This window comes from Vibrio rumoiensis 1S-45, from assembly GCF_000286955.2.
Classification (GTDB): Bacteria; Pseudomonadota; Gammaproteobacteria; order Enterobacterales; family Vibrionaceae; genus Vibrio; species Vibrio rumoiensis_A.
The window spans coordinates 39,234-61,666 of record NZ_AJYK02000043.1 but is presented as its reverse complement, the minus strand read 5'-3'; the positions used below and the strand labels follow the sequence as shown (position 1 = coordinate 61,666).

Genomic DNA, 22,433 nt, shown 5'->3' with positions numbered 1-22,433 from the left:
TAGCGAAATAAGACAAGTTTAAATACGGATAAATGATAGGGGAAAGGGGCAGCAAGTTATAAAAAGAACAAAGCCCAACACATTGGCTGGGCTTTATGAGACGAGTTAAAAATTAATCAGCGAGTAGATCGTCGATAACTTTATAAGTTGGGTCTTCTTTCACATTTATTTCAACTAAGCTGCCAGCCTTATGCAATAAGGTTTTGCAATCTTGGCTAAGGTGGCGTAAATGCAATGTTTTACCCACTTTGGCATAACGATCAGCGATGGTTTCAATCGCTTCAATTGCTGAGTGATCAACTACACGTGATTGACCGAAATCGACGATAACATCCATTGGGTCATCAACAGCATTAAATAGCTCCGTGAAGTTAGCCGCAGAGCCAAAGAAGATAGGGCCATTGATATGGTAAACTTTAGAGCCTTCTTCGTTAATACTGGTTACTGCATTAATGTGTTTTGCATGCTGCCAAGCAAACATGAGAGCAGAAGCTACAACACCAACACCAACCGCAACCGCAAGGTCAGTCATTACAGTCACAATCGTTACAAGGATAATGATAAAGAAATCTTGCTTTGGAACACGACGAGCAAGCTTGAATGTTGCCCATTCAAATGTCCCGATAACGACCATGAACATCACACCGACTAAAGCCGCAAGAGGGATCATTTCAATCCAAGTTGCAGTGAATAGAATAAAGCAAAGTAGGGCAATTGCAGCCGTAATACCAGAAAGACGACTACGGCCCCCTGAATTAATGTTGATCATAGATTGACCAATCATGGCACAGCCACCCATTGCACCAAAGACAGAACAGGTTAAGTTTCCGAGGCCCTGTCCAATACATTCACGGTTACCTTTACCGCGTGTGTTGGTCATTTCATCTACGACTGTTAACGTGAGTAACGATTCAATTAAACCAATTGCGGCAATAATTAGCGCATATGGGAAAATGATGCGTAAGGTTTCTAAGTTAAATGGCACTGCTGGAATTGCAAAAGTAGGAAGTTCACCGGCTAAAGTCGAATTAACATCACCAGACATGGTACGAAGGAAGTCAACTACAGTACGCGTATCTAAGTTGAAGATCTGCGTGATAGCAGTAACAGCGACAATAGCAACCAAAGATGACGGAACTGCTTTTGTGAGTTTAGGTAGAAAATGAATGATGGCCATAGTTAATGCGACTAAGCCAAGCATGATCATCATTTGACCTTGGGGCAGCCATTCCATAATGCCATTAATATCTGGGGCTTTGAACTGTCCTAACTGAGCCATAAAGATAACGATAGCCAAACCGTTAACAAAGCCAATCATTACGGGGTGAGGGACAATACGGATAAACTTGCCTAGTTTTAAAAGACCTGCAAGAATTTGAATCACACCGACTAATAAAATTGCTGCAAACAAGTATTGCACACCATGAACGGCAACAAGGCTGACCATAACAACAGCGGTTGCACCGGTTGCACCAGAAATCATACCGGGACGTCCACCAAAAATAGAGGTCATTAAACCCATGATAAAGGCAGCGTAAAGGCCAATCATAGGATCAACACCGGCAACAAATGCGAAAGCCACGGCTTCAGGAACCAGAGCTAAAGCAACGGTCAGGCCGGATAGCACATCATTTTTTACAGATTGACTAGAAATTTGTGGAAATTCGAACATGTTTACTCAGTTAATAGTAAGAGGTTGATGACTAATTACTAATTAAATAAATTGGATATAAGAGTGTATTTAATGAGCAACAAGCACGTAAATTTGTTGGCGAATGTTACAGAATGGTTGAAATAACTGCAACCAGTTATGTTTATCACATACTAAGAAACCATAAATGAAATATTTGCTTATATTATGGTTTACCAATATTGCCTTGTAATCATTTGATGATTTCTAAATCTTTATTGGTAGATTATAAAAAACAAGGCCACATTAAGTGGCCTTGTTTGCATTATGATGACGAATATAGATTAGTCATTTAATGTTTTTGACATACCAGAAGAGGCTTGACCAGAAGCTGCTTGGCTACCGGCTGACTTTCCTGTGAACGTTGGCTCACGGAAAGGCGCCGCAATCACGGTGATTTCATTTAGTTCACCAGTGCCAGAGGCTTTAGCCATTGGCGCACTCACTTGTGATTTCACACGTAGTGCATTTGCTTTAGTCGCTTTAGGTGCCGTTGGTTTCGTTTTTGCTTCCGTGACAGGTGTGATTGCTGCTGTTTCAACAACAGAGGCTTCACTTGCTTTTTCAGCTTTAGTTTCTTCTATCGCTGTGGTCACTTCTTGTTGAGGTGTCATTGCTGGTTGTGATGCTGATGTTTCGATAGCAACAGGTGAATCGACTTTCACGGTATCTACAACATTTTCTTGTGGCTTAACATCAACAACAGTGTCGGCTTGTGCTTCAACCAATTCAGGTTTTGGCTCATTCTCAGCGCGTGACACAATAATCTTGCCCATCGACATTTCTGGGAAGGCAAACCCACCTAGTGCAACTGATTCAGCCTTTGGCGTTTCAATAGCTTCAACCGTTGGGGTTTGTACTTTTTGAGTCGGCTTTTCTGGTACATACTGTGGCCATACTTTACCCATTGCCATCTCAGGAGATGCAACACCACCAGTACGCAGACGGTACGGATTAGGACGACGATCGCGAGTACGACGGCGACGTTGACCACTTGCACGTAGGTGACGTGGTGAACGGCGATTACGACGTTGTTGACCATCTTCTTTATCAGTGGCGTTCTTATCTTGAGCGTTGTTCTCAGTATCTTGAGCAACAATCGTATCTTGAGTCGTTGTTTTCTGAGAAACAGGCTCTTGAGTTACGGCTTCTTGATTAGCGATGTCTTGAGTTACAACCTCTTCGGCTACTTGCTCATTAACGCGAACTTTTTTCTTCATTTGACGACGTTGACGACGTTGTTTTACTTGAGTCGTCTTTTCTTCATTTGAAGTAGAAGATTTTGTTGTTTGTGCTTCCGCGGCAAGTTGTTGTCCTTGCTCGACGACTTTTGTTGTCGCTTTTGCAGGCTTCTTATCTTGCTTTGGCTTACGGCGCTTGTCGTTACGAGCATCTGTCGATTGAGCTGCAGTTGTTGTTTCTGCTACTTTTTCTACAGGCGCTTCATTGCGAGGCTTACGGCGTTTACGTTGTTCGTTGTTTCTTTCGTTGCGATCGCGGTTATTACTACGACGACGATTGTCACGTTGATCATTGCGTTGACGGTTTTGCGTTGTTGGTTTTTGCTCTTCAGCCGGTTTTTCTTCTTCTGTTTTAGTGCCAGCACCAAACAGGAAGTTACCAATGGCTTTAAACAAACCACCAATGCCAGAAGATTGTTCAGTTTTCTCTTCTGCTTTCGGTTTTGCCGCTGGTGCTGGGGCAGCTGGTGCCGGTGCACTTGATGGAGCAAAGCCTTTCAATACTGGTTCTTCAATGCGACGAGGCTTAAGATCGGCAACAATCGGTTCTTTACTTTCTGCTTCTTTAAATGCTTCAATACGTTGAGGCATTAGGTATGACAGAATTTGATGCTCTTCACCGTCACGCAAACGAACCACTTCAAAGTGTGGTGTTTCCATATCAGCATTTGGTACCACGATGATGTTCACATCTTGGTGCTTTTCAATATGCTGAATAGACTTACGCTTTTCGTTTAACAAGTAAGATGCAATCGGTACAGGCACAACTGCTAGTACTTGAGAGCTGTTATCTTTTAACGCTTCTTCTTCAATTAATCGAAGAACCGATAGAGCTAATGATTCATTGTCACGGACGACACCGGTACCGGTACAGCGAGGACAAATATGGTGACTTGCTTCTGCCAAAGAAGGGCTTAAACGTTGGCGAGACATCTCAAGTAAACCAAAGCGAGAAATACGGCCTATTTGAACGCGAGCACGATCCATTCGAACCGCTTCACGCATACGTGTTTCAACTTCACGTTGATGGCGAACTGGCGTCATATCAATGAAATCGATAACCACTAACCCACCTAAATCGCGAAGGCGCAATTGACGAGCAATTTCATCTGCTGCTTCTAAGTTGGTGTTTAATGCCGTTTCTTCAATGTCACTACCTTTCGTTGCACGAGCGGAGTTAATATCGATAGACGTTAAAGCTTCAGTTGGGTCGATAACAATAGAACCACCTGAAGGAAGACGAACTTCACGTTGGAAAGCTGATTCGATCTGGCTTTCAATTTGGTAATGGCTAAATAGCGGAACATCACCATCGTATTTCTTAACGCGAGAAACAAAATCAGGGCGAACCAACTGAATATGATCGCGAGCACGTTCATAAATAGTGTTGCTATCGATCAGGATTTCACCAATGTCGCGACGTAGATAGTCACGAATAGCGCGAACAATCACATTACTTTCTTGGTGGATCAGGAATGGAGCGACTTCAGTATCCGATGCTTCCTTAATTGCAGACCAGTGCTTTAGGAGGATGTTTAAATCCCACTCTAGCTCTTCAGCACTTTTACCTACACCGGCAGTACGTACAATTAAGCCCATACCTTGAGGAAGTTCTAATGTGCTTAATGCTGCTTTAAGTTCAGTACGCTCATCACCTTCGATACGGCGTGAAATACCACCAGCACGAGGGTTGTTTGGCATCAAGACTAAGTAGCTACCTGCTAAAGAGATGAATGTAGTTAAGGCTGCGCCTTTTTGACCACGTTCTTCTTTTTCAACTTGTACGATAACTTCTTGACCTTCTTTAAGCACTTCTTTAATGCTTGGGCGGCCTTGATAAGAGTAACCTGCGGGGAAGTATTCTTTGGCTATTTCTTTAAGAGGAAGGAAACCATGTCGGTCAGCACCATAATCTACAAATGCAGCTTCTAGACTTGGCTCAACGCGGGTGATACGACCTTTATAGATGTTAGCTTTTTTAGATTCATGCCCAGGACTCTCGATGTCTAAATCAAACAGTTTCTGACCATCAACTAATGCGACGCGCAACTCTTCTTTTTGAGTTGCGTTGATCAACATTCTTTTCATTTTAAATTCTCGTTGTTTTTCTTCGTGATAATTGCTTATCGCTTTTGTCGTATCAAAGGTGCCAGATCCCATGGCTTTGGCTTCAACCTCACGGCTGTAAAGGGGATGCGCTGGGGCACGATAGTTGCCACACATTCATACCTGTCTTATTCAAAACTGGCTGTCTTAATTTAAGAACAGAATTCAGTTTCAATTACTTTGGGTAGAACAAGAATGCCTGGTCCGATTCTAGTCGGTATTACTTCTGCATTGATAACGTGAGTAGGCGATAAGTTGATCTTCTTCGGTTGTGTCTTACGCCTAATGCGGCACGACGGTGGGAAGCGTTCTACTCATAATCGCAAATAGTTGACATTAAATTTGCATAGAAAATGTTCAATACAACCATTGCAGCTGTGAACTATAGCAGCGAGAATAAATATCAGCAATCAGCTTTGTTATAAAGTGCACAAATAAATGGGAAAACCTGTGGTTAACTTTGAATTTAATTTCATTAAAAGCATTATTAATAGAGTGTTAAAGTCTATTATTTCAGTGTGTTGGTTGTGTTTCTGTTGTTATTTTATTCGCTTTCATGAAAAAGAGATACGTGGGGGATAAAAGCAGAGGTATAATTTTGAGATTGTTGTCACACTCATTTACGTTTGAATGCTAGAATAGCGGTTATGACTGATATTAAAACTGAAGTAAAATTTGTTGATATTGATGCTGATATGGCAGGGCAAAGAATAGATAATTTTTTGCGTAATCAACTCAAACAAATCCCAAAAAGCATGGTGTACCGCATCTTGCGTAAGGGAGAGGTTCGCGTAAATAAAAAACGGGTTAAAGCCGAATATAAGCTGCAAGCTGGCGACATGGTTAGAATTCCACCAGTTCGTATTTCTGAATCAGAAGATGCAGCACCAGTGAGTACCAAGCTCGATAAGGTGTCTGAATTAGAACATTGCATTATTTTTGAAGATGATAGCATGCTGATTTTGAATAAACCTTCTGGCACGGCCGTTCATGGTGGCAGTGGCCTTAAGTTTGGTGCGATAGAAGCATTAAGGGCGTTAAGGCCACAAGCGCGGTTTTTAGAATTGGTGCATAGAATAGACAGAGACACTTCTGGGATTTTATTGGTTGCGAAGAAACGCTCAGCGCTTCGTCATCTTCAAGCACAGTTTCGTGAGAAAACGGTTCAAAAATATTACTTTGCACTTGTGATGGGAGAGTGGAAGTCCAGTTGTAAAGTGATCAAGGCACCGTTGTTAAAGAATGAAATCAATAGCATCGTTCGGGTTAATCCAAATGGGAAACCATCAGAAACACGCTATAAAATATTAGAAAAGTTTGATCAGGCGACGTTGGTACAAGCGAGTCCAATAACGGGCCGTACTCATCAGATTCGAGTTCATTGTCAATATGCTGGCCATCCGATTGCGTGGGATGATCGATATGGTGACCGACGTTTTGATGCTTACACTCGTCAGTTTGGATTAGGCCGATTATTCCTTCATGCCGCCAATATTAAATTTATCCATCCGTCGACAGAAGAGGCCATGGATATCTCGGCGCCGATGGAAACGAAATTAGAAAAGACATTGTCGGCCTTAAGAAGTAAAAAATAACACTACAGTAATGGGCTAAAGGATATTAACCCCTTGTTTATTTAGCATGTCGATGAGTGTAATAAGAGGGAGTCCAACTAACGTGTTTGGATCTTTTCCTTCTAAACGTTCAAATAAAGCGATACCAAGACCTTCACTTTTAAAGCTACCAGCACAATAAAAAGGTTCTTCTTTATCGACGTAATTTTCGATTTGTTGTTGTGTTAGTTGGCGAAAATAAACCGTAAATGTATCTAGTTGAACGTCGGTATTTTTGTTAGTGGAATTGAATAACGCTAATCCAGTGTAAAAGGTAACCGCTCGTCCTGATGCATTGAGAAGTTGAGTTATTGCATTTTCTCGGGTTAACGGTTTGCCAATGATCTGACCATCAATTACGCAGACTTGATCAGAGCCAATAACCAATGAAGGGCGATCAAGCGAGCAGGATTCAGCTTTGGTTTGAGCCAAGCGAAGAACGAGATCTTGGGCATTTTCATGGGCTCTTGGCGTTTCGTCACAATCAGGTTCTTTAGTTTCAAAAGATATGGACAATTTCTCTAGTAATTGTTTTCGATAAATAGAAGTTGAAGCTAAAATTAATTGTGTTTCAATCATACTTTTCACTTGATGCTCGGTTCAATGGTCAATTGAGTTATACAGTAAACCAATCAGAAAGCGACGTCATTGAAATTTCTTTGTGGTCACTTTTAGATTAAGAAACGATTAAATAAAAGCGAGTAAGGAAAGTGCAAGTTTTTTGCCTTTTCCTTTGACTAAATTCATTTTGGAGGATAATATTCGCGCCCTATGCAAAAGGTAAAAATACCGCGTACAGTAGACCCAGCAAAATCTGCTCAAAAACGCTTAGATTATCAAGGTATAATCCAAGTTAGTTTATTAAAGCGAATTGCCGAGTTAACTGAAGGCGTCAAACGCGACGCAGAAGTTACATTGTCCTTTGATATGGATGAACAGCGACTAACCGTTATCTCTGGTAAAGCTAACGTTGAAGTCGAATTAGAATGTCAACGCTGTAATCAAAACTTCACCCATTGGTGTGAAGTAGAGTTCACTTGTACTCCTTATTATAATGAGAAAAGTGAACAAGACGCACCGGAAGAGTACGATTTGGTAGATCTGAACGAGTACGGTGAGTTGGATTTGATTAAATTAGTGGAAGACGAGTTCATTCTAGAATTACCTCAAATTGCAATGCATGACGAATCTGAATGTAGCGTTCAATCAAACAATTTGGTGTTTGGTAAACTTCCAGAAGAACTTCTTGAAGATAAACCGAATCCATTCGATGTTTTAAAAAATTTGAAGCGTTAGTGCTCTAGATAGCATCAACGTCTAAAAACAAAGGAGTAGGGTCATGGCCGTACAAAAGAGCAAAAAATCACGTTCAATGCGTGGCATGCGTCGTTCACACGATGCGCTAACAACTAGTGCATTATCTGTAGACGCAACTTCAGGTGAAACTCACCTACGTCACAACGTGACTGCTGACGGTTACTACCGTGGCAAAAAGGTTATCAACAAGTAAGGTTGACCTTTGCAAACTATTACCGTTGCACTTGATGCAATGGGCGGGGATTTCGGTCCTCGCGTAACAGTGCCTGCCGCCGTGCAGGCATTGTCACATTTCCCAGAGCTGAAAGTTATTCTGGTTGGTGATCGTGGACAAATCACGAAACAACTGACTCATCTCGGATTTACTCCGACCCCTCGTCTCATCATTAAACATAGTGAGAGATGTATTTCTAATTGTGAAAAGCCTTCTTTAGCTTTGCGTAATAGCGCAGGTAGCTCGATGCGTATTGCATTAGACCATGTTGCTGATGGCATGGCTGACGCTTGTGTGAGCGGTGGTAATACCGGCGCTTTGATGGCTTTGTCTAAATTTCGTTTAAAGTTACTTCCCGGCATTGATAGACCTGCTTTGGTGAGCGCTTTACCTACCATATCAGGTAAGAAAACTTGGATGCTTGATCTTGGCGCAAATATCTCTGTTGATGCCGATACTTTATTTCAATTTGCCGTAATGGGCAGTGCTTTGGCGCAAGTTCATATAGAAAAGCCTCCACGCGTGGCATTGTTGAATGTTGGCGAAGAAGAAATAAAAGGCAACGATTTGGTTAAACGTTGCTCAGAACTGCTCAGCCAAACCAAAGAAATTAATTATTCTGGCTATATTGAAGGAAATCAGCTTTTTTATGATGTCGCAGATGTGATAGTTTGTGATGGTTTTGTCGGAAACGTGTGTTTGAAATCCTGTGAAGGTGTCGCACACTTGTTTCATCAAAAGCTGAAAAATCATTTTAGTTCTTCAACAATGAAAGGGTGGATTGCCCAAAAAGTGTTTTCTCGACTATTTAATGAGTTAAAAACACTGAACCCCGACCAGTATAATGGTGCAAGTTTGCTAGGATTGCGCGGCATTGTTATCAAAAGCCACGGACAAGCGGACACATCTGCTATTATCAATGCAATTGGTGAGGCGGTGTATGAAGTCAAACAACAAGTCCCAAGCCGTATAAGCGATCGTTTAGAAGCGGTTTTACTCGAGAGGCATTATTAGTCTTCATGAATAGCAAAATTTTAGGTACCGGTAGTTACCTACCGAGTCAAGTGCGTACTAACGCCGATTTAGAGAAAATGGTCGATACGAGTGATGAGTGGATCATCACCCGTACAGGTATCCGTGAACGTCGTATTTCTGCACCGGATGAATCAGTTGCAGATATGGCATACCATGCTTCAGTCAATGCGATTGATATGGCTGGAATCGATAAGAACGATATCGACCTAATCATTGTTGCAACCACCAGTGGTAGCCACAAGTTCCCATCGTCTGCTTGCCAAGTTCAAGCTGCCCTAGGTATTAAAGGCTGCCCAGCTTTTGATATAGCGGCCGCTTGTTCTGGTTTTGTCTATGCCTTGTCGGTTGCTGATCAGCACATTAAGACAGGTATGGCGAAAAATGTGTTAGTAGTTGGTGCTGACGCGTTATCGAAAATGTGTGATCCAGAAGATCGTTCAACCATTATTTTATTCGGTGATGCCGCTGGGGCTGTTGTACTTGGTGCAAGTGAAGAGCCGGGTATTATCTCCACGCATTTACACGCAGATGGTCGCTTTGGTGAGCTACTTAGCTTAGAAGAAGCCAAGCGTGGTGAATACATTGATGCATGGCTGCACATGGCTGGTAATGAAGTATTTAAAGTTGCGGTTACTCAGTTATCTAAATTGGTTAAAGACACGCTAGAAGCTAATGGCATGGCCAAAACTGAATTGGATTGGTTGGTGCCTCATCAAGCGAACCTTCGTATTATTTCTGCGACGGCCAAAAAATTGGCGATGTCTTTAGATCAAGTAGTGGTTACGCTTGATCGTCATGGTAATACGTCGGCGGCAACGGTACCGACGGCTTTAGATGAAGCAGTACGAGACGGTCGCATTCAACGCGGTCAATTGTTATTACTCGAAGCATTTGGTGGCGGTTTTACTTGGGGCTCAGCACTCGTAAAATTCTAATTATTCCTATCTGCTTAACGTTACATGTTTAAGCCGATTTCATCTTTATATTTCAAGGAAATTTGCTATGAGTAAGTTTGCTATTGTTTTTCCTGGTCAGGGCTCTCAAGCCGTTGGCATGTTAGCGGAGCTAGGTGAGCAATTTGATGTTGTGAAAACCACTTTCGCAGAAGCATCAGATGCATTGGGTTATGATTTATGGGCTTTGGTCCAAAATGGCCCAGCAGAAGACTTAAATGAAACATTTCGTACACAACCGGCATTGTTAGCTGCCTCTGTTGCAGTCTGGCGTGTATGGCAAGAAGTGGGTGGAGAGCAACCTGAAGTGATTGCTGGACACAGCTTAGGAGAATATTCCGCATTGGTATGCGCTGGTGTGATTGATTTTAAGCAAGCTATTCAGTTAGTGGCGTTACGCGGTGAATTAATGCAACAAGCGGTTCCTGCGGGTGTTGGTGCCATGTCTGCCATTATTGGCCTTGATGATGATGCCATTGCGAAAGCTTGTGAAGAGGGTGCGCAAGGTGAAGTGGTTTCTCCCGTTAACTTTAACTCGCCAGGCCAAGTCGTGATTGCCGGTAATAAAGCTGCCGTTGAACGTGCAGGTGAGTTATGTAAAGCCGCTGGAGCAAAACGTGCACTGCCTTTACCGGTTTCAGTGCCTTCACATTGTGCATTAATGAAACCTGCAGCCGATAAACTAGCGGTAGCTTTAGCTGATATTGAATTTAAAACACCTACGGTTCCAGTCATCAACAATGTTGATGTGATTGCTGAAACGGATCCGGCAAAAATTAAAGATGCACTTGTTCGCCAATTATACAGCCCTGTTCGCTGGACAGAAGGCGTTGTTGCAATGCATGAACAAGGCGTAGAAAATTTATTAGAGTTTGGCCCTGGTAAAGTATTAACAGGTTTAACCAAGCGTATTGTGAAAGCACTGAGTGCACAGGTTGTGAACGATAATGCATCCCTTGATGCTGCTCGTAGCTAACATTTCAGTCATAACGAGGATTTATAATGAATCTTGAAGGTAAAGTTGCATTAGTTACTGGTGCCAGTCGTGGTATCGGCCGAGCTATTGCTGAGCTATTAGTTGAACGTGGTGCTAAGGTTGTTGGTACGGCGACAAGTGAATCTGGCGCTCAAGCAATTAGCGATTATTTAGGGGCTAATGGCAAAGGCTTAGCACTAAACGTAACGGATACAGATTCAGTTGCGAATACAATTAAGTTGATCAATGACGAATTTGGCGGCATTGATATTTTGGTGAATAATGCGGGTATTACTCGTGATAACTTGTTGATGCGTATGAAAGATGACGAATGGCAAGATATTATGGATACCAATTTAACCTCGATTTTCCGCTTGTCGAAAGCGGTTCTTCGAGGCATGATGAAAAAACGCCATGGTCGCATCATCAATGTTGGTTCTGTTGTAGGAACTATGGGTAATGCAGGTCAAGCTAACTATGCGGCTGCGAAAGCAGGTGTGATTGGCTTTACCAAATCAATGGCTCGCGAAGTTGCTTCTCGTGGAATAACTGTGAATACGGTTGCTCCTGGTTTTATCGAAACTGATATGACAAAAGCACTGAATGATGACCAACGTACTGCTACACTATCCCAAGTGCCAGCAGGTCGATTAGGTGATCCGCGTGAAATAGCATCAGCAGTGGCATTTTTAGCCTCTAATGATGCCGCCTATATTACTGGCGAAACACTGCATGTGAATGGTGGTATGTACATGGTTTAAATCATTCGAGTGTTTTTTAACCAGCACTTTGCATGATTTATGTCAAAAATGTACCAAATTTCAGTGAAAATGCTGAAATTTGTGGTTCGACCAGCTAGGTCGCCCTTGCAACTTTTCAAAGTTTGAATAAACTACGGACAACATCGCATTTAAGCGAACTCTCTGTAATAGGAAAAGAAAAATGAGCAACATCGAAGAACGCGTAAAAAAAATCATTGTTGAACAACTAGGTGTAGACGAAGCTGAAGTTAAAAATGAAGCTTCTTTCGTTGACGATCTAGGTGCTGATTCTTTAGATACAGTAGAGCTAGTAATGGCTTTAGAAGAGGAATTCGACACTGAAATCCCTGATGAAGAAGCTGAAAAAATTACTACTGTTCAAGCTGCAATCGACTACGTAAACAGCGCACAGTAATAACATCCCCAGGCGGTCTCCTTGACCGCCTGAGTTTTATCTAACACCTTCCATTTTTACACTACCTCAATTTTAATCTCCGGAGAAAGAATCGTGTCCAAACGTCGTGTAGTTGTTACAGGCATGGGGATGTTGTCACCGGTAGGCAACACAGTTGAATCCTCTTGGAAAGCCCTTTTAGAAGGTCAGAGTGGTATCGTGAATATCGAACACTTTGACGCAACAAATTTTTCAACTCGCTTTGCAGGTCTAGTTAAAGACTTTAACTGCGAAGAATACATGTCGAAGAAAGAATCTCGCAAAATGGATTTATTTATCCAATATGGCATTGCTGCGGGTATTCAAGCCTTTAATGATTCCGGTATTGAAATCTCTGATGAAAATGCGGCACGAGTGGGTGTGGCGATTGGTTCAGGTATTGGTGGTATAGGTCTAATTGAAGAAGCAGCGGCAGTATTGCATGAGCGCGGACCGCGTCGTATGAGCCCATTTTTTGTGCCATCAACCATTGTTAATATGATTGCCGGTCATCTTTCTATCATGAAAGGCTTACGTGGCCCTAATATCGCTATTTCAACGGCTTGTACTACTGGCTTGCATAATATCGGTCATGCCGCTCGTATGATCGCTTATGGCGATGCTGATGCGATGTTAGCCGGTGGTGCAGAGAAAGCCTCTACACCTCTTGCTATGGGCGGTTTTGCCGCAGCAAAAGCACTGTCTAGTCGTAATGATGAACCAGAATTAGCTTCTCGCCCTTGGGATAAAGACCGTGATGGTTTTGTTCTAGGTGATGGCGCAGGTATGATGATGGTTGAAGAATACGAACATGCGAAAGCTCGTGGCGCTAAAATCTACTGTGAGATTGTTGGCTTTGGTATGAGCGGTGATGCTTATCATATGACTTCCCCAAGCGCGGATGGTTCAGGTGGTGCACTTGCAATGGAAGCGGCGATTCGTGATGCTGGTATTACTGGTGACCAAATCGGTTATGTAAATGCTCACGGTACGTCAACGCCAGCCGGTGATGTGGCCGAAACCTTAGGCATTAAACGTGCTCTTGGTGAAGAAGCGTCTAAAAAAGTATTGGTGTCATCAACTAAGTCGATGACGGGTCATTTACTTGGCGCAGCAGGCTCTGTTGAAGCGATCATTACGGCAATGAGCCTAGTTGACCAGATTGTGCCTCCAACCATCAATTTAGATAATCCTGATGAAGGTTGTGATCTTGATTACGTACCACACACAGCACGCAAAGTTGAAAACATGGAATACGCTCTATGTAATTCCTTTGGCTTTGGTGGTACGAATGGTTCATTGATCCTAAAGCGTATTTAATGCTCGGTTATTAAGAATACCATTTTATAAAGCGGTCTAATGTTATAGCATTAGGCCGTTTTTTTTCGGTATGATGTCAGGTTCATAGATTCATATTATAAAGTGAGGATCAGGTGGTGATGCCATGTATTTTGTAAATGGACAACAGCGAGATGTTTTCACTTTAGATGACCGTTCATTTAACTATGGCGATGGTTGCTTTACTACCATGTTAGTTGAATCTGGCGCGATCTCGCTATGGCCACAGCACCAAGCCAGAATGAGTCATGCACTGCAGAGGTTATCTATTCCTGAACTCAATTGGCAGGAGGTTCATACATGGATAAACCAAGCCATTTCAATTTATCATGCTGGCCGTGTTCCTCAATTGAGTGGAGTCAAGCTACATGTAAGTCGAGGCACAGGAGGGAGAGGCTATAGCCCTCGTGAGGTAGAGAATACTCAAGTGACTATTCATCCGTTTGACTATCCATGTCACTACCGTCAATGGCAAGTGCAAGGTATTTCCCTTGGTGTGAGTTCCCTTCAATTGGGACTTAATCCTATGCTTGCAGGTTTAAAACATAATAATCGTCTTGAGCAAGTGTTGATCAAGGCTGAGATCGATAAACAAAAATATGATGATCACGTGGTGCTAGATATTAACCATCATGTCATTGAAGCAAGCGCTTCTAATCTTTTTTGGGTGAAAGATCAGTGTTTATATACCGCCGATTTAAGCCGATCGGGAGTCGCTGGGATCTTACGGGAGCAAGTGCTTACACTAACAGAGCGTTTATCAATGAAGTCCAAAGTGGGTTCGTTTACCTTAGAACATTTAACAAATGCAGATGAAGTGTTCATCACCAATGCATTGCATGGCGTTGTGCCAGTCACCAGTATTGATACACGTTGTTTTCAAATCGGAACTATCACTAGAGCCTTTCAGGAGAGTTTAAATCCGTGATTAAAAAGTTAATCCTATTATTCATCATTTTGGTGGTCGCCGGTGTTGGGGCTGTAATGTTTGCTAAAAGTGAAGTGGAAAGCTATCTCAATCAACCGATCAAAATAGGTTCGGACGATTTAGTGACGGTTGAACATGGAATGAGTTTAAGAAGTACGCTTTCTAAAATGGAAAGAGCAGAGTTAATTCAAGCCAGTCAATTTGAGCGTTTATTGCCTCGCCTATACCCTGATTTTGTGCATATCAAGGCAGGTACATACCAAGTGATCCCTCAAATGACCTTGAAGGGGCTTCTCACAGAAATGGTAGCAGGCAATGAATATCAATTTACCATTACCTTTATTGAAGGCAGCCGATTTAGTGAATGGCGTGATCAGCTTCTAAAAGCAAAAGGTCTAAAGCATAAGACTGAAGCCATGACAGAAGCGGATATAGCAAAAGCGCTTGGCAGCGATAAAGAAAAGTTAGAAGGTCTTATGTTGGCTGAAACCTATCATTATACTGAAGGCACTAGCGATCTTGCTATTTTGAAACGTTCTCATAAAGCCTTGGTAAAACAACTCAATGCAGCATGGGAGACGCGCCAGGAAGGCTTGCCTTTGCAAACCCCTTACCAAGCATTAACATTGGCCTCTATTATTGAAAAAGAAACGGCCATTGAATCTGAACGTGAAAGAATTGCATCCGTGTTTGTGAATCGATTGAATAAAGGGATGCGTTTACAAACAGATCCTACCGTTATTTATGGCTTAGGTGATAAGTACGATGGTGATATTCGAAAGAAGGATCTGACGACGCCAACGCCATATAATACCTATGTTATTAACGGCTTACCGCCAACCCCGATTGCTATGCCGGGCGTTGATTCAATTAAAGCAGCACTAAACCCAGAAAAAAGCCCTTACCTGTATTTTGTGGCAAGCGGAAATGGTGGGCATGTTTTCAGTAAATCGTTAGCGGAACATAACCGTGCAGTGCGTAATTATCTTAAACAATTAAGAGCCAATAAGAGTAAAGAATGAATAACGCTAAATTTATTGTGATAGAAGGCCTAGAAGGGGCTGGAAAAAGTACGGCCATTAATTGTGTTTTAAATGTACTGCATCAACACCGTGTGGGTGAAGTCATTCAAACCCGTGAACCGGGTGGTACGGTATTGGCGGAAAAGCTTCGTAGTTTAGTGAAAGAAGAGCATGAAGGTGAGGTTTTACAAGACATCAGTGAATTATTGATCATGTATGCCGCACGCGTACAATTGGTTGAAAATAAAATTAAACCTGCTTTGGCGCAAAATACATGGGTTTTAGGTGATCGTCATGATTTGTCTTCCCAAGCTTATCAGGGGGGAGGTCGTCAGCTCAGTCAAGATATTATGTCTAATCTAAAGCAGACTGCATTGGGTGATTTCAAGCCCGATCTTACTTTGTATCTCGACATCGACCCTGAAATTGGCTTACAACGAGCCAGAGGAAGAGGCGAACTAGATCGGATTGAGAAGATGGACCTTAGTTTTTTTGAAAGAGTGAGGGCTCGTTATACAGAGCTTGCTCAATTGGATAAGACGATTATCACCATTAATGCTAACCAAACCATTGAGCAAGTGGCCCATGATATTGAAGTAGCATTAAATCAGTGGTTTTCTAACGGTCAAACGATCTAATGATTAAGAAATTGAATGGTGAATGAATTGTACCCTTGGTTATTACCTTTATGGCAGCGTTGGAAAACCACTCTTAAGCAAGGTTCCATCCCGCATTCGATGTTGTGTTGCGCCGCACCGGGTACTGGGATTGAGCACGTTATCACTAAATTATCTTCAGCTATAGTGTGCAAAAATGCTGATGATGAAGCCTGTGGTTTTTGTCATAGCTGCGAGTTAAGTCAAAGTGGGCACCATCCAGACATACATTGGGTTTTACCTGAAAAAGAAGGTAAAGGTATTAATGTCGAACAAATTCGAGAAGCCAACCGAAAGGCGATGGAATCATCTCAACTTGGTGGCAAGCGTGTCATTATTATTAATCCTGCAGAATTAATGAATGAATCGGCTTCTAATGCGTTATTAAAAACATTAGAAACACCGCCAGAAAAATGTGTTTTTATTCTAATAACATCGGATAAACACAAGCTATTACCGACGATTATTAGCCGTTGTCAAAGTTGGCAGTTACCGCCAGTTAAACCGCAAGTTTTGATGGATTGGCTACAAGAACAGCCCGTTCTATCTAGTAACAATCCAATTGATTGGTTCTGCTTAAAGATGTATGCGCAATCTCCAGTGAGTGCCTTGGAATTTTTAGAGAAAGACAAGCATGCACAGTGGGAGACATTGCTTGAGTTAACGGCAAAGACATTGAAGCATCAATCTCTACCTTTGGCTGAATTACAGACATTCTTTAAGTCTGATCCAATTGAGAAAGTATCTTGGTTGACTTATCTATTCAGCGATATTCAAAAAGCGCACTTTAATGTGCTTGAGCTTCAAGCTCCCCCTATCTTTCATGAAATGGTTGAACTGGTCTCTTACCAGTCAGCCTATTCTCATTTCCACCATTTACAGCAATTGCATCACTCTTTGAAAACATCGAGTGGGTTGAATGCAGAGTTGCTTATTGTTGATTGGTTTATTTCTTTGATTGAAGACAGGTAATTATTGTCTATCATTTGAGTGGTGTACCAAATACATTTCTAATCAAGACCTTATTATAAACTGGAGCTATACATGTTAGTTGACTCACATTGTCATCTCGATAAGTTAAATTATGATGATTTGCATATCGACGTTTCTGATGTTGTCACCAAAGCGAAGCTGGCGGGCGTTGAACAACTGCTTAGCGTTGGCGTTACGCTAGAAGCATTTCCAAATATGTTGGAAATGATCGCTTCATTTGATCAAGTGCATGCCTCGTGCGGTGTCCATCCTTTAGACTGTGATAGTGACTTTGATCTCACCTTGTTTAAACAATACGCATCCCATCGTAAAGTGGTCGCAGTTGGCGAAACAGGGTTGGATTTCTTTTATCAACCAGAAACGGCTAATCGTCAGATTGAATTATTCGAACAACACGTTGAGGTTGCTAACGAGCTCAATAAACCTTTGATTATTCATACACGCAATGCGCGCCAAGAAACATTAGATGTACTGAAAAATGGCCATGCAGAAAAATGTGGTGGAGTGATCCATTGCTTTACCGAAGATTTAGAGTTTGCCAAGTCAGCGATGGAGCTTGGTTTTTATATTTCTCTTTCTGGAATTATCACGTTTAAGCAAGCGACAGAGTTGCAAGATGTCGTCAAGCAATTGCCTTTGGATCGCTTGTTAGTCGAAACCGACTCACCTTATTTAGCGCCAGTACCTCACCGAGGTAAAGAGAATCAACCGGCTTATGTTTTAGAAGTGGCTCAATTTTTGGCTAGTCTTAAAAATTGTGAACTAGAAGATGTGATTAGTGCGACAGGGCAGAATTTTCATAATTTATTCATTAATCGAGTGTAAATTTTATTAATTTAACATTTGCATTACAAATGTTAAATGTGAAAAAACATGAAAATAAAACTTGTTTTATTTGATGGGCGAAATAAATGAAGCAAAAAAATCATGTAAGATCAAAAAAAAATCACTTAAACATGACATATTTAGTGAACCGATTGACAATAAAAACCGACAAGTCTACTGTACGCCAACAAAAATTATAATTGTAAAAAATCGTAAAACTTAAATATAAATCGAAGGAGTAAGGGTTATGAAGGCCTTTTTTAGTAAACTGTCGCAAGCATTAATGCTTCCGATAGCGCTGCTTCCAGCAGCAGGTATTATGCTGGGGATCGGGGGAAGTTTTACCAACCAAAGTATGATAGATGCTTATAACATTTCTATTCTACAAGACGGTACAATACTGAATAATTTCTTGCAAATTATGACAGCTGCTGGTGATATTGTTTTCGGTAACTTGCCACTTATGTTTGCTGTTGCGGTCGCTATTGGTTTTGCAAAAACAGAAAAAGGGTCAGCAGCACTAGCTGCAGTCATCTCTTTCCTTATCATGAACGTGGTAATTGCAAAGTCTATGGCGGTTGCAGGTATGGTTGATGGGACATCAATCGTATTGATGGGTAACCACTACCAAGGTATTTTAACCGACATGCTAGGTATTCATAACACAATGAATATGGGCGTGTTTGGCGGTATGATAGCTGGTGCATTTACGGTTATTCTTCATAATAAATACCATGATATTCAATTGCCTGATTACTTAGGCTTCTTCGGTGGGGCACGTTTCGTTCCTATCGTTAGTGCATTTGCTGCTTTGTTTTACGGTATTGCATTAGTTTTCATTTGGCCATATATCGGTGCTCTTTTTGGTTCTATCGGTGCTGGTCTTGGTGAGCTAAAAGATGCTGGTTATGGTTTCATTGCATCATTTGCGTTTGGTATTATCGAGCGTTCTTTGATCCCTGTCGGTCTACACCATGTATTCTATTTACCACTATGGCAAACCAATATTGGTGGTTCTGCTGATATCGCTGGTCAAGTTGTATCTGGAACACAAAACATTTTCTTTGCTTCTTTAGCAAACGGTGATTACTCGCAATTTTCTTCAACAAACTTCATGACAGGTAAATTCCCATTCATGATGTTTGGTCTTCCTGCAGCGGCTTATGCTATGTATACGCTTGCCGACGATGACAATAAGAAAGCGGCTGGTGGTATGTTGTTCTCAATTGCATTGACAGCATTCTTAACTGGTATTACTGAGCCTATTGAATTTACATTCTTATTCTTGGCAGCCCCGCTTTATTACTTCATTCACGTACCACTAGCGGGTATTTCTTTCATGTTGATGGATTTATTAAACGTGAAAGTAGGCATGACGTTCAGTGGTGGTTTCATTGATTTCAGCTTGTTTGGTATGTTACCTGGCTTAACCGGTACTCATAACAACTGGTATTACATTCCTCTAGTGGGCATTATTTACGCGCCTATCTATTTCTTCTTGTTCCGTTGGTACATCGTTAAGTTCGACGTTAAAACGCCTGGCCGTAAAGGCAGCGCCGTTGCTACAGTGTCGAAGAAAGATTACCACGATGCAAAAGCGGCAGGTAAATCAGGCGGAAATGACGCACAGATTGATGCGATGATTGAAGCGCTAGGTGGCGCAGATAACTTAGTTGATGTTGATGCATGTATTACTCGTTTACGTATCACTGTTAAAGATGGCGATAAAGTAAAAGACAATGCATTCTGGACAGAAAACTTGGGCGCAAAAGGTCTTGTTAAAATTGGTACGACCGGTATTCAAGCCATTTACGGTGCTCAAGCAGCTGTTTATAAAGCAGCAATTAATGCGAAGCTTGGCCGTTAATTGAATGAGCTTTAAGCATAAATATAAGCGAGTGGGTACTTTCGTCATTGATCTCGCTATCGTGCAAATGTTTGCCATGATAGCGAGGGATATTTACCTTGGGGTGTTGGCTTATGCATCTCAGGGAAGCGGAGTATCTGTCTCGTTTAATGATACGTTGGCATTGCCAGTGTTGTTACTCATTATTGTTGGAGTGATGCTTATCACTATCGGCGTATATATGGGGTATCACTGGATTTGTTATCGCTTGCTTGGCAATTCATTTTCACGGTATTTTTTGCGTTTATCGGTTGAATCAACGAATGACCAACCGATGAATCAATCACGATATTTAAAACGTGAGTTTCAAAAAATATACTTGAGTGTTGCAACGTTAGGGCTGTATGTTTTATATAGCGGCGCTCAATTTTTAACGCATAGTAATCCGCCTTGGCACGATAGAAAATTCGATACGAATGTAATTGAATACTAATCCGGATTAAGCGGTACACAAAAACCAGTGATTATATCGCTGGTTTTTTTATGCCTGAATTTTATGACCTATCGGTGATTTATGTCGGTAAGGGAATTCGTGGTTTTTGGACAAAAGCCAACCTGCAGCCCAATCCTATCTAGCCTTCTCTGGCTGACAGCATCATTGACAATTAAATAAGTCTGGTAAGGGAGGAGCGGCTTCGTTGATGGGGTAAGTTAACTAGCTAAAATGATACAAGGTAGGGCTATAAAAAATGCCAGTTAGTATAGTGCTAACTGGCATTCAGGTATTGAGCCTGTTGAGTTCAAATAAACGCTATCTCGTTAAGTGAGGCTGCCACTTTTTAAGATGACAGCTTCAATGTTATAAACGTTTAGTCTTGATTAGACATCGCTCTGCGAATACATAAAGCAGCGCCGCCCCATGTAATACCTAGGCCGATAATCATCATGATAATTGCACCAGTAGTCATATTAAGCCTCTTTTGATTTTTTTGCGTTAACTGCGATAGCGATAACTAGCATCGCCGCTAATAATCCCCAACCAAGTAATAGAAGGTCAGACATTTCATAGCCGCCGTAGCCTTCATTTAGCGTTGCGATAATCTTATTCGCTAAAATAATAGCAATCATAATTGGTGTAACAAAGCGGATGCAAAGTTCGAACCAAATACCAATGCTAAAGTCAGAAAGATCATTCGCATGTTTACGAATATCGGCAATTTTAAATAACCAACCAACTAGCACTAATTCAATTAAGCAGCTTGAAAGTAGGGCGATGTTGTTAATAAAGTAATCTACTAAGTCAAGCAGCAATAGGCCGCCATTGGTAGCAAAAGAAAGTGATACCAATAAACCTACACCACAAACAATGCTTGCCGCTTTCTTACGAGACCACTTCAACTTATCAATAAAGGCAGAGGTTACCGCTTCCATGATGGAGATATGTGAGCTAAGACCAGCAACCACTAGTGCTAGGAAGAATAGCGGACCTAATATATAAGGTGCTGGAAGTAGGTTTATCGCCGCAGGAATGGTAACAAATGCAAGGCCAACACCAGCCGATACAACGTCTGTTAATGGTTTAGCTTGTTCTTGCGCCATATAACCCAATACTGAGAAGATAAGGACACCGGCAAGGATTGAGAAGCCACAGTTGATAAGAACCGTCATCAATGCATTGTTACTGATATCCGACTTTTCAGGTAGGTAGCTTGAATATGCCAGCATGATGGCGAAACCAACTGATAGCGTAAAGAACATTTGACCGTACGCCGCAGACCACACTGATGGATCAGTTAGTTTACTGAAATCAGGTTGGAACAGATAGTTAAGGCCATCAACCGCACCTGGTAAGAAAACCATGCGACCAATAAGAGCTAATACCATGATGAACAGGATTGGCATCATGATTTTACCTGCACGTTCAATCCCGCCTTTAACACCACTAAAAATGGCACCAAAAGTGATTGCCCATGCGACTACCATTGGAATGGCAATATGCCATTGAATGCTGCCTAGTTTGCTTGGAGAATTATCACCGCCAAGTTGTAGATACTCCCCAAAGAAGTAAGCATTTGGATCGCTACCCCAACCTTGAGTTACTGCTAAACCGGTGTACGAAATAGCCCAACCAATAATGGCAACATAGTAAACACCGATCACCGCAGCGATCATGACTTGGAACCAACCAAGCCATTCAAATTTACTGTTAATTTTGGCGAGTGTTTTAGGTGCTGAACCACGGAATTTGTGCCCCATGGTAAATTCTAAAATCATAAAAGGTATACCAGCAGTGAGCATGGCAAAAAGGTAAGGAATAAAGAAAGCACCACCGCCGTTTTCATACGCCATGTATGGAAAACGCCAAATATTACCTAATCCTATCGCCGATCCTACGGCTGCTAGAACAAACCCCGCACGGGAGCCCCATTGTTCTCTTTTCATGTACAAATCCTCTGTAACTGATTATGTGGATACTTAATCATAGG

Annotated in this window: 21 protein-coding genes; 16 read left to right on the top strand and 5 right to left on the bottom strand. The window is 41.8% G+C overall.

Going from position 1 to position 22,433, the window contains the following annotated elements; genetic code table 11:
- Positions 1-112: 112 nt before the first annotated feature.
- On the bottom strand, positions 113-1,672 hold the full coding sequence (locus tag A1QC_RS05630) for a SulP family inorganic anion transporter (RefSeq protein ID WP_017025203.1): 1,560 nt from the start codon (positions 1,670-1,672) through the stop codon (positions 113-115).
- 302 nt (positions 1,673-1,974) lie between these two features.
- Positions 1,975-5,019: a ribonuclease E gene (gene rne / locus A1QC_RS05625; protein ID WP_026025825.1), complete on the bottom strand. Its 3,045-nt coding sequence runs from the start codon at positions 5,017-5,019 to the stop codon at positions 1,975-1,977.
- Between the two features lie 665 nt (positions 5,020-5,684).
- On the opposite strand from rne, the gene rluC reads away from it, so the two are divergent.
- Positions 5,685-6,632 carry a 23S rRNA pseudouridine(955/2504/2580) synthase RluC gene (rluC, locus tag A1QC_RS05620; protein ID WP_017025201.1) on the top strand — a complete coding sequence of 316 codons (948 nt, stop codon included), beginning with the start codon at positions 5,685-5,687 and terminating at the stop codon, positions 6,630-6,632.
- Positions 6,633-6,647: 15 nt separating this feature from the next.
- On the opposite strand, the gene A1QC_RS05615 is transcribed toward rluC, so the two are convergent.
- Positions 6,648-7,229 carry a Maf family protein gene (locus A1QC_RS05615; protein ID WP_017025200.1) on the bottom strand — a complete coding sequence of 194 codons (582 nt, stop codon included), beginning with the start codon at positions 7,227-7,229 and terminating at the stop codon, positions 6,648-6,650.
- Between the two features lie 192 nt (positions 7,230-7,421).
- On the opposite strand from A1QC_RS05615, the gene yceD reads away from it, so the two are divergent.
- From yceD to A1QC_RS05540, 15 genes are all read left to right on the top strand, one after another.
- Positions 7,422-7,946 carry a 23S rRNA accumulation protein YceD gene (gene yceD, locus A1QC_RS05610; RefSeq protein ID WP_017025199.1) on the top strand — a complete coding sequence of 175 codons (525 nt, stop codon included), beginning with the start codon at positions 7,422-7,424 and terminating at the stop codon, positions 7,944-7,946.
- Positions 7,947-7,989: 43 nt separating this feature from the next.
- On the top strand, positions 7,990-8,160 hold the full coding sequence (gene rpmF, locus A1QC_RS05605) for a 50S ribosomal protein L32 (RefSeq protein ID WP_017025198.1): 171 nt from the start codon (positions 7,990-7,992) through the stop codon (positions 8,158-8,160).
- Between the two features lie 9 nt (positions 8,161-8,169).
- Complete coding sequence (plsX, locus tag A1QC_RS05600; RefSeq protein ID WP_017025197.1) at positions 8,170-9,195, top strand: phosphate acyltransferase PlsX; 1,026 nt, start codon at positions 8,170-8,172, stop codon at positions 9,193-9,195.
- Between the two features lie 5 nt (positions 9,196-9,200).
- Entirely contained in the window at positions 9,201-10,151 is a 951-nt protein-coding gene (locus A1QC_RS05595; RefSeq protein ID WP_017025196.1) for a beta-ketoacyl-ACP synthase III, read from the top strand.
- A gap of 67 nt (positions 10,152-10,218) precedes the next feature.
- Positions 10,219-11,145, top strand: a complete 927-nt coding sequence (fabD, locus tag A1QC_RS05590) for an ACP S-malonyltransferase (RefSeq protein ID WP_017025195.1) — start codon at positions 10,219-10,221, stop codon at positions 11,143-11,145.
- A 26-nt stretch (positions 11,146-11,171) separates the two neighbouring features.
- On the top strand, positions 11,172-11,906 hold the full coding sequence (fabG, locus tag A1QC_RS05585) for a 3-oxoacyl-ACP reductase FabG (protein WP_017025194.1): 735 nt from the start codon (positions 11,172-11,174) through the stop codon (positions 11,904-11,906).
- Positions 11,907-12,087: 181 nt separating this feature from the next.
- Positions 12,088-12,321 (top strand): acyl carrier protein, encoded by a 234-nt coding sequence (gene acpP, locus A1QC_RS05580; protein WP_004406112.1) that lies wholly within the window; start codon positions 12,088-12,090, stop codon positions 12,319-12,321.
- Between the two features lie 93 nt (positions 12,322-12,414).
- Positions 12,415-13,659 (top strand): beta-ketoacyl-ACP synthase II, encoded by a 1,245-nt coding sequence (fabF, locus tag A1QC_RS05575; protein WP_026025824.1) that lies wholly within the window; start codon positions 12,415-12,417, stop codon positions 13,657-13,659.
- Positions 13,660-13,783: 124 nt separating this feature from the next.
- Positions 13,784-14,605: an aminodeoxychorismate lyase gene (gene pabC, locus A1QC_RS05570; RefSeq protein ID WP_017025192.1), complete on the top strand. Its 822-nt coding sequence runs from the start codon at positions 13,784-13,786 to the stop codon at positions 14,603-14,605.
- The gene (gene mltG / locus A1QC_RS05565; protein ID WP_017025191.1) at positions 14,602-15,627 is read left to right on the top strand and encodes an endolytic transglycosylase MltG; all 1,026 of its coding nucleotides are present in this window, start codon (positions 14,602-14,604) and stop codon (positions 15,625-15,627) included. Before pabC ends, mltG begins: the two co-directional genes overlap by 4 nt.
- A complete protein-coding gene (gene tmk, locus A1QC_RS05560; RefSeq protein WP_017025190.1) occupies positions 15,624-16,265 on the top strand; it encodes a dTMP kinase in 642 nt (213 codons plus the stop codon). Before mltG ends, tmk begins: the two co-directional genes overlap by 4 nt.
- Positions 16,266-16,280: 15 nt before the next feature.
- Entirely contained in the window at positions 16,281-17,255 is a 975-nt protein-coding gene (gene holB / locus A1QC_RS05555) for a DNA polymerase III subunit delta' (protein WP_017025189.1), read from the top strand.
- Between the two features lie 72 nt (positions 17,256-17,327).
- Positions 17,328-18,101: a TatD family hydrolase gene (locus A1QC_RS05550; protein WP_017025188.1), complete on the top strand. Its 774-nt coding sequence runs from the start codon at positions 17,328-17,330 to the stop codon at positions 18,099-18,101.
- Positions 18,102-18,348: 247 nt separating this feature from the next.
- Complete coding sequence (locus A1QC_RS05545) at positions 18,349-19,968, top strand: PTS transporter subunit EIIC (protein ID WP_017025187.1); 1,620 nt, start codon at positions 18,349-18,351, stop codon at positions 19,966-19,968.
- Between the two features lie 4 nt (positions 19,969-19,972).
- Positions 19,973-20,440 carry an RDD family protein gene (locus tag A1QC_RS05540; protein ID WP_017025186.1) on the top strand — a complete coding sequence of 156 codons (468 nt, stop codon included), beginning with the start codon at positions 19,973-19,975 and terminating at the stop codon, positions 20,438-20,440.
- Between the two features lie 376 nt (positions 20,441-20,816).
- On the opposite strand, the gene A1QC_RS15430 is transcribed toward A1QC_RS05540, so the two are convergent.
- Positions 20,817-20,915 (bottom strand): MetS family NSS transporter small subunit, encoded by a 99-nt coding sequence (locus A1QC_RS15430; RefSeq protein WP_017025185.1) that lies wholly within the window; start codon positions 20,913-20,915, stop codon positions 20,817-20,819.
- Position 20,916: 1 nt separating this feature from the next.
- Entirely contained in the window at positions 20,917-22,389 is a 1,473-nt protein-coding gene (locus A1QC_RS05535) for a sodium-dependent transporter (RefSeq protein ID WP_017025184.1), read from the bottom strand.
- Positions 22,390-22,433: the final 44 nt, after the last annotated feature.

Excerpts from the sequence above, each read along its gene's own strand:
- A1QC_RS05630 (WP_017025203.1), bottom strand. The coding sequence starts at position 1,672 with ATGTTCGAATTTCCACAAATTTCTAGTCAATCTGTAAAAAATGATGTG.
- rne (WP_026025825.1), bottom strand. The coding sequence starts at position 5,019 with ATGAAAAGAATGTTGATCAACGCAACTCAAAAAGAAGAGTTGCGCGTC.
- rluC (WP_017025201.1), top strand. The coding sequence starts at position 5,685 with ATGACTGATATTAAAACTGAAGTAAAATTTGTTGATATTGATGCTGAT.
- A1QC_RS05615 (WP_017025200.1), bottom strand. The coding sequence starts at position 7,229 with ATGATTGAAACACAATTAATTTTAGCTTCAACTTCTATTTATCGAAAA.
- yceD (WP_017025199.1), top strand. The coding sequence starts at position 7,422 with ATGCAAAAGGTAAAAATACCGCGTACAGTAGACCCAGCAAAATCTGCT.
- rpmF (WP_017025198.1), top strand. The coding sequence starts at position 7,990 with ATGGCCGTACAAAAGAGCAAAAAATCACGTTCAATGCGTGGCATGCGT.
- A1QC_RS05595 (WP_017025196.1), top strand. The coding sequence starts at position 9,201 with ATGAATAGCAAAATTTTAGGTACCGGTAGTTACCTACCGAGTCAAGTG.
- fabD (WP_017025195.1), top strand. The coding sequence starts at position 10,219 with ATGAGTAAGTTTGCTATTGTTTTTCCTGGTCAGGGCTCTCAAGCCGTT.
- fabG (WP_017025194.1), top strand. The coding sequence starts at position 11,172 with ATGAATCTTGAAGGTAAAGTTGCATTAGTTACTGGTGCCAGTCGTGGT.
- acpP (WP_004406112.1), top strand. The coding sequence starts at position 12,088 with ATGAGCAACATCGAAGAACGCGTAAAAAAAATCATTGTTGAACAACTA.
- pabC (WP_017025192.1), top strand. The coding sequence starts at position 13,784 with ATGTATTTTGTAAATGGACAACAGCGAGATGTTTTCACTTTAGATGAC.
- tmk (WP_017025190.1), top strand. The coding sequence starts at position 15,624 with ATGAATAACGCTAAATTTATTGTGATAGAAGGCCTAGAAGGGGCTGGA.
- holB (WP_017025189.1), top strand. The coding sequence starts at position 16,281 with ATGGTGAATGAATTGTACCCTTGGTTATTACCTTTATGGCAGCGTTGG.
- A1QC_RS05550 (WP_017025188.1), top strand. The coding sequence starts at position 17,328 with ATGTTAGTTGACTCACATTGTCATCTCGATAAGTTAAATTATGATGAT.
- A1QC_RS05545 (WP_017025187.1), top strand. The coding sequence starts at position 18,349 with ATGAAGGCCTTTTTTAGTAAACTGTCGCAAGCATTAATGCTTCCGATA.
- A1QC_RS05540 (WP_017025186.1), top strand. The coding sequence starts at position 19,973 with ATGAGCTTTAAGCATAAATATAAGCGAGTGGGTACTTTCGTCATTGAT.
- A1QC_RS15430 (WP_017025185.1), bottom strand. The coding sequence starts at position 20,915 with ATGACTACTGGTGCAATTATCATGATGATTATCGGCCTAGGTATTACA.
- A1QC_RS05535 (WP_017025184.1), bottom strand. The coding sequence starts at position 22,389 with ATGAAAAGAGAACAATGGGGCTCCCGTGCGGGGTTTGTTCTAGCAGCC.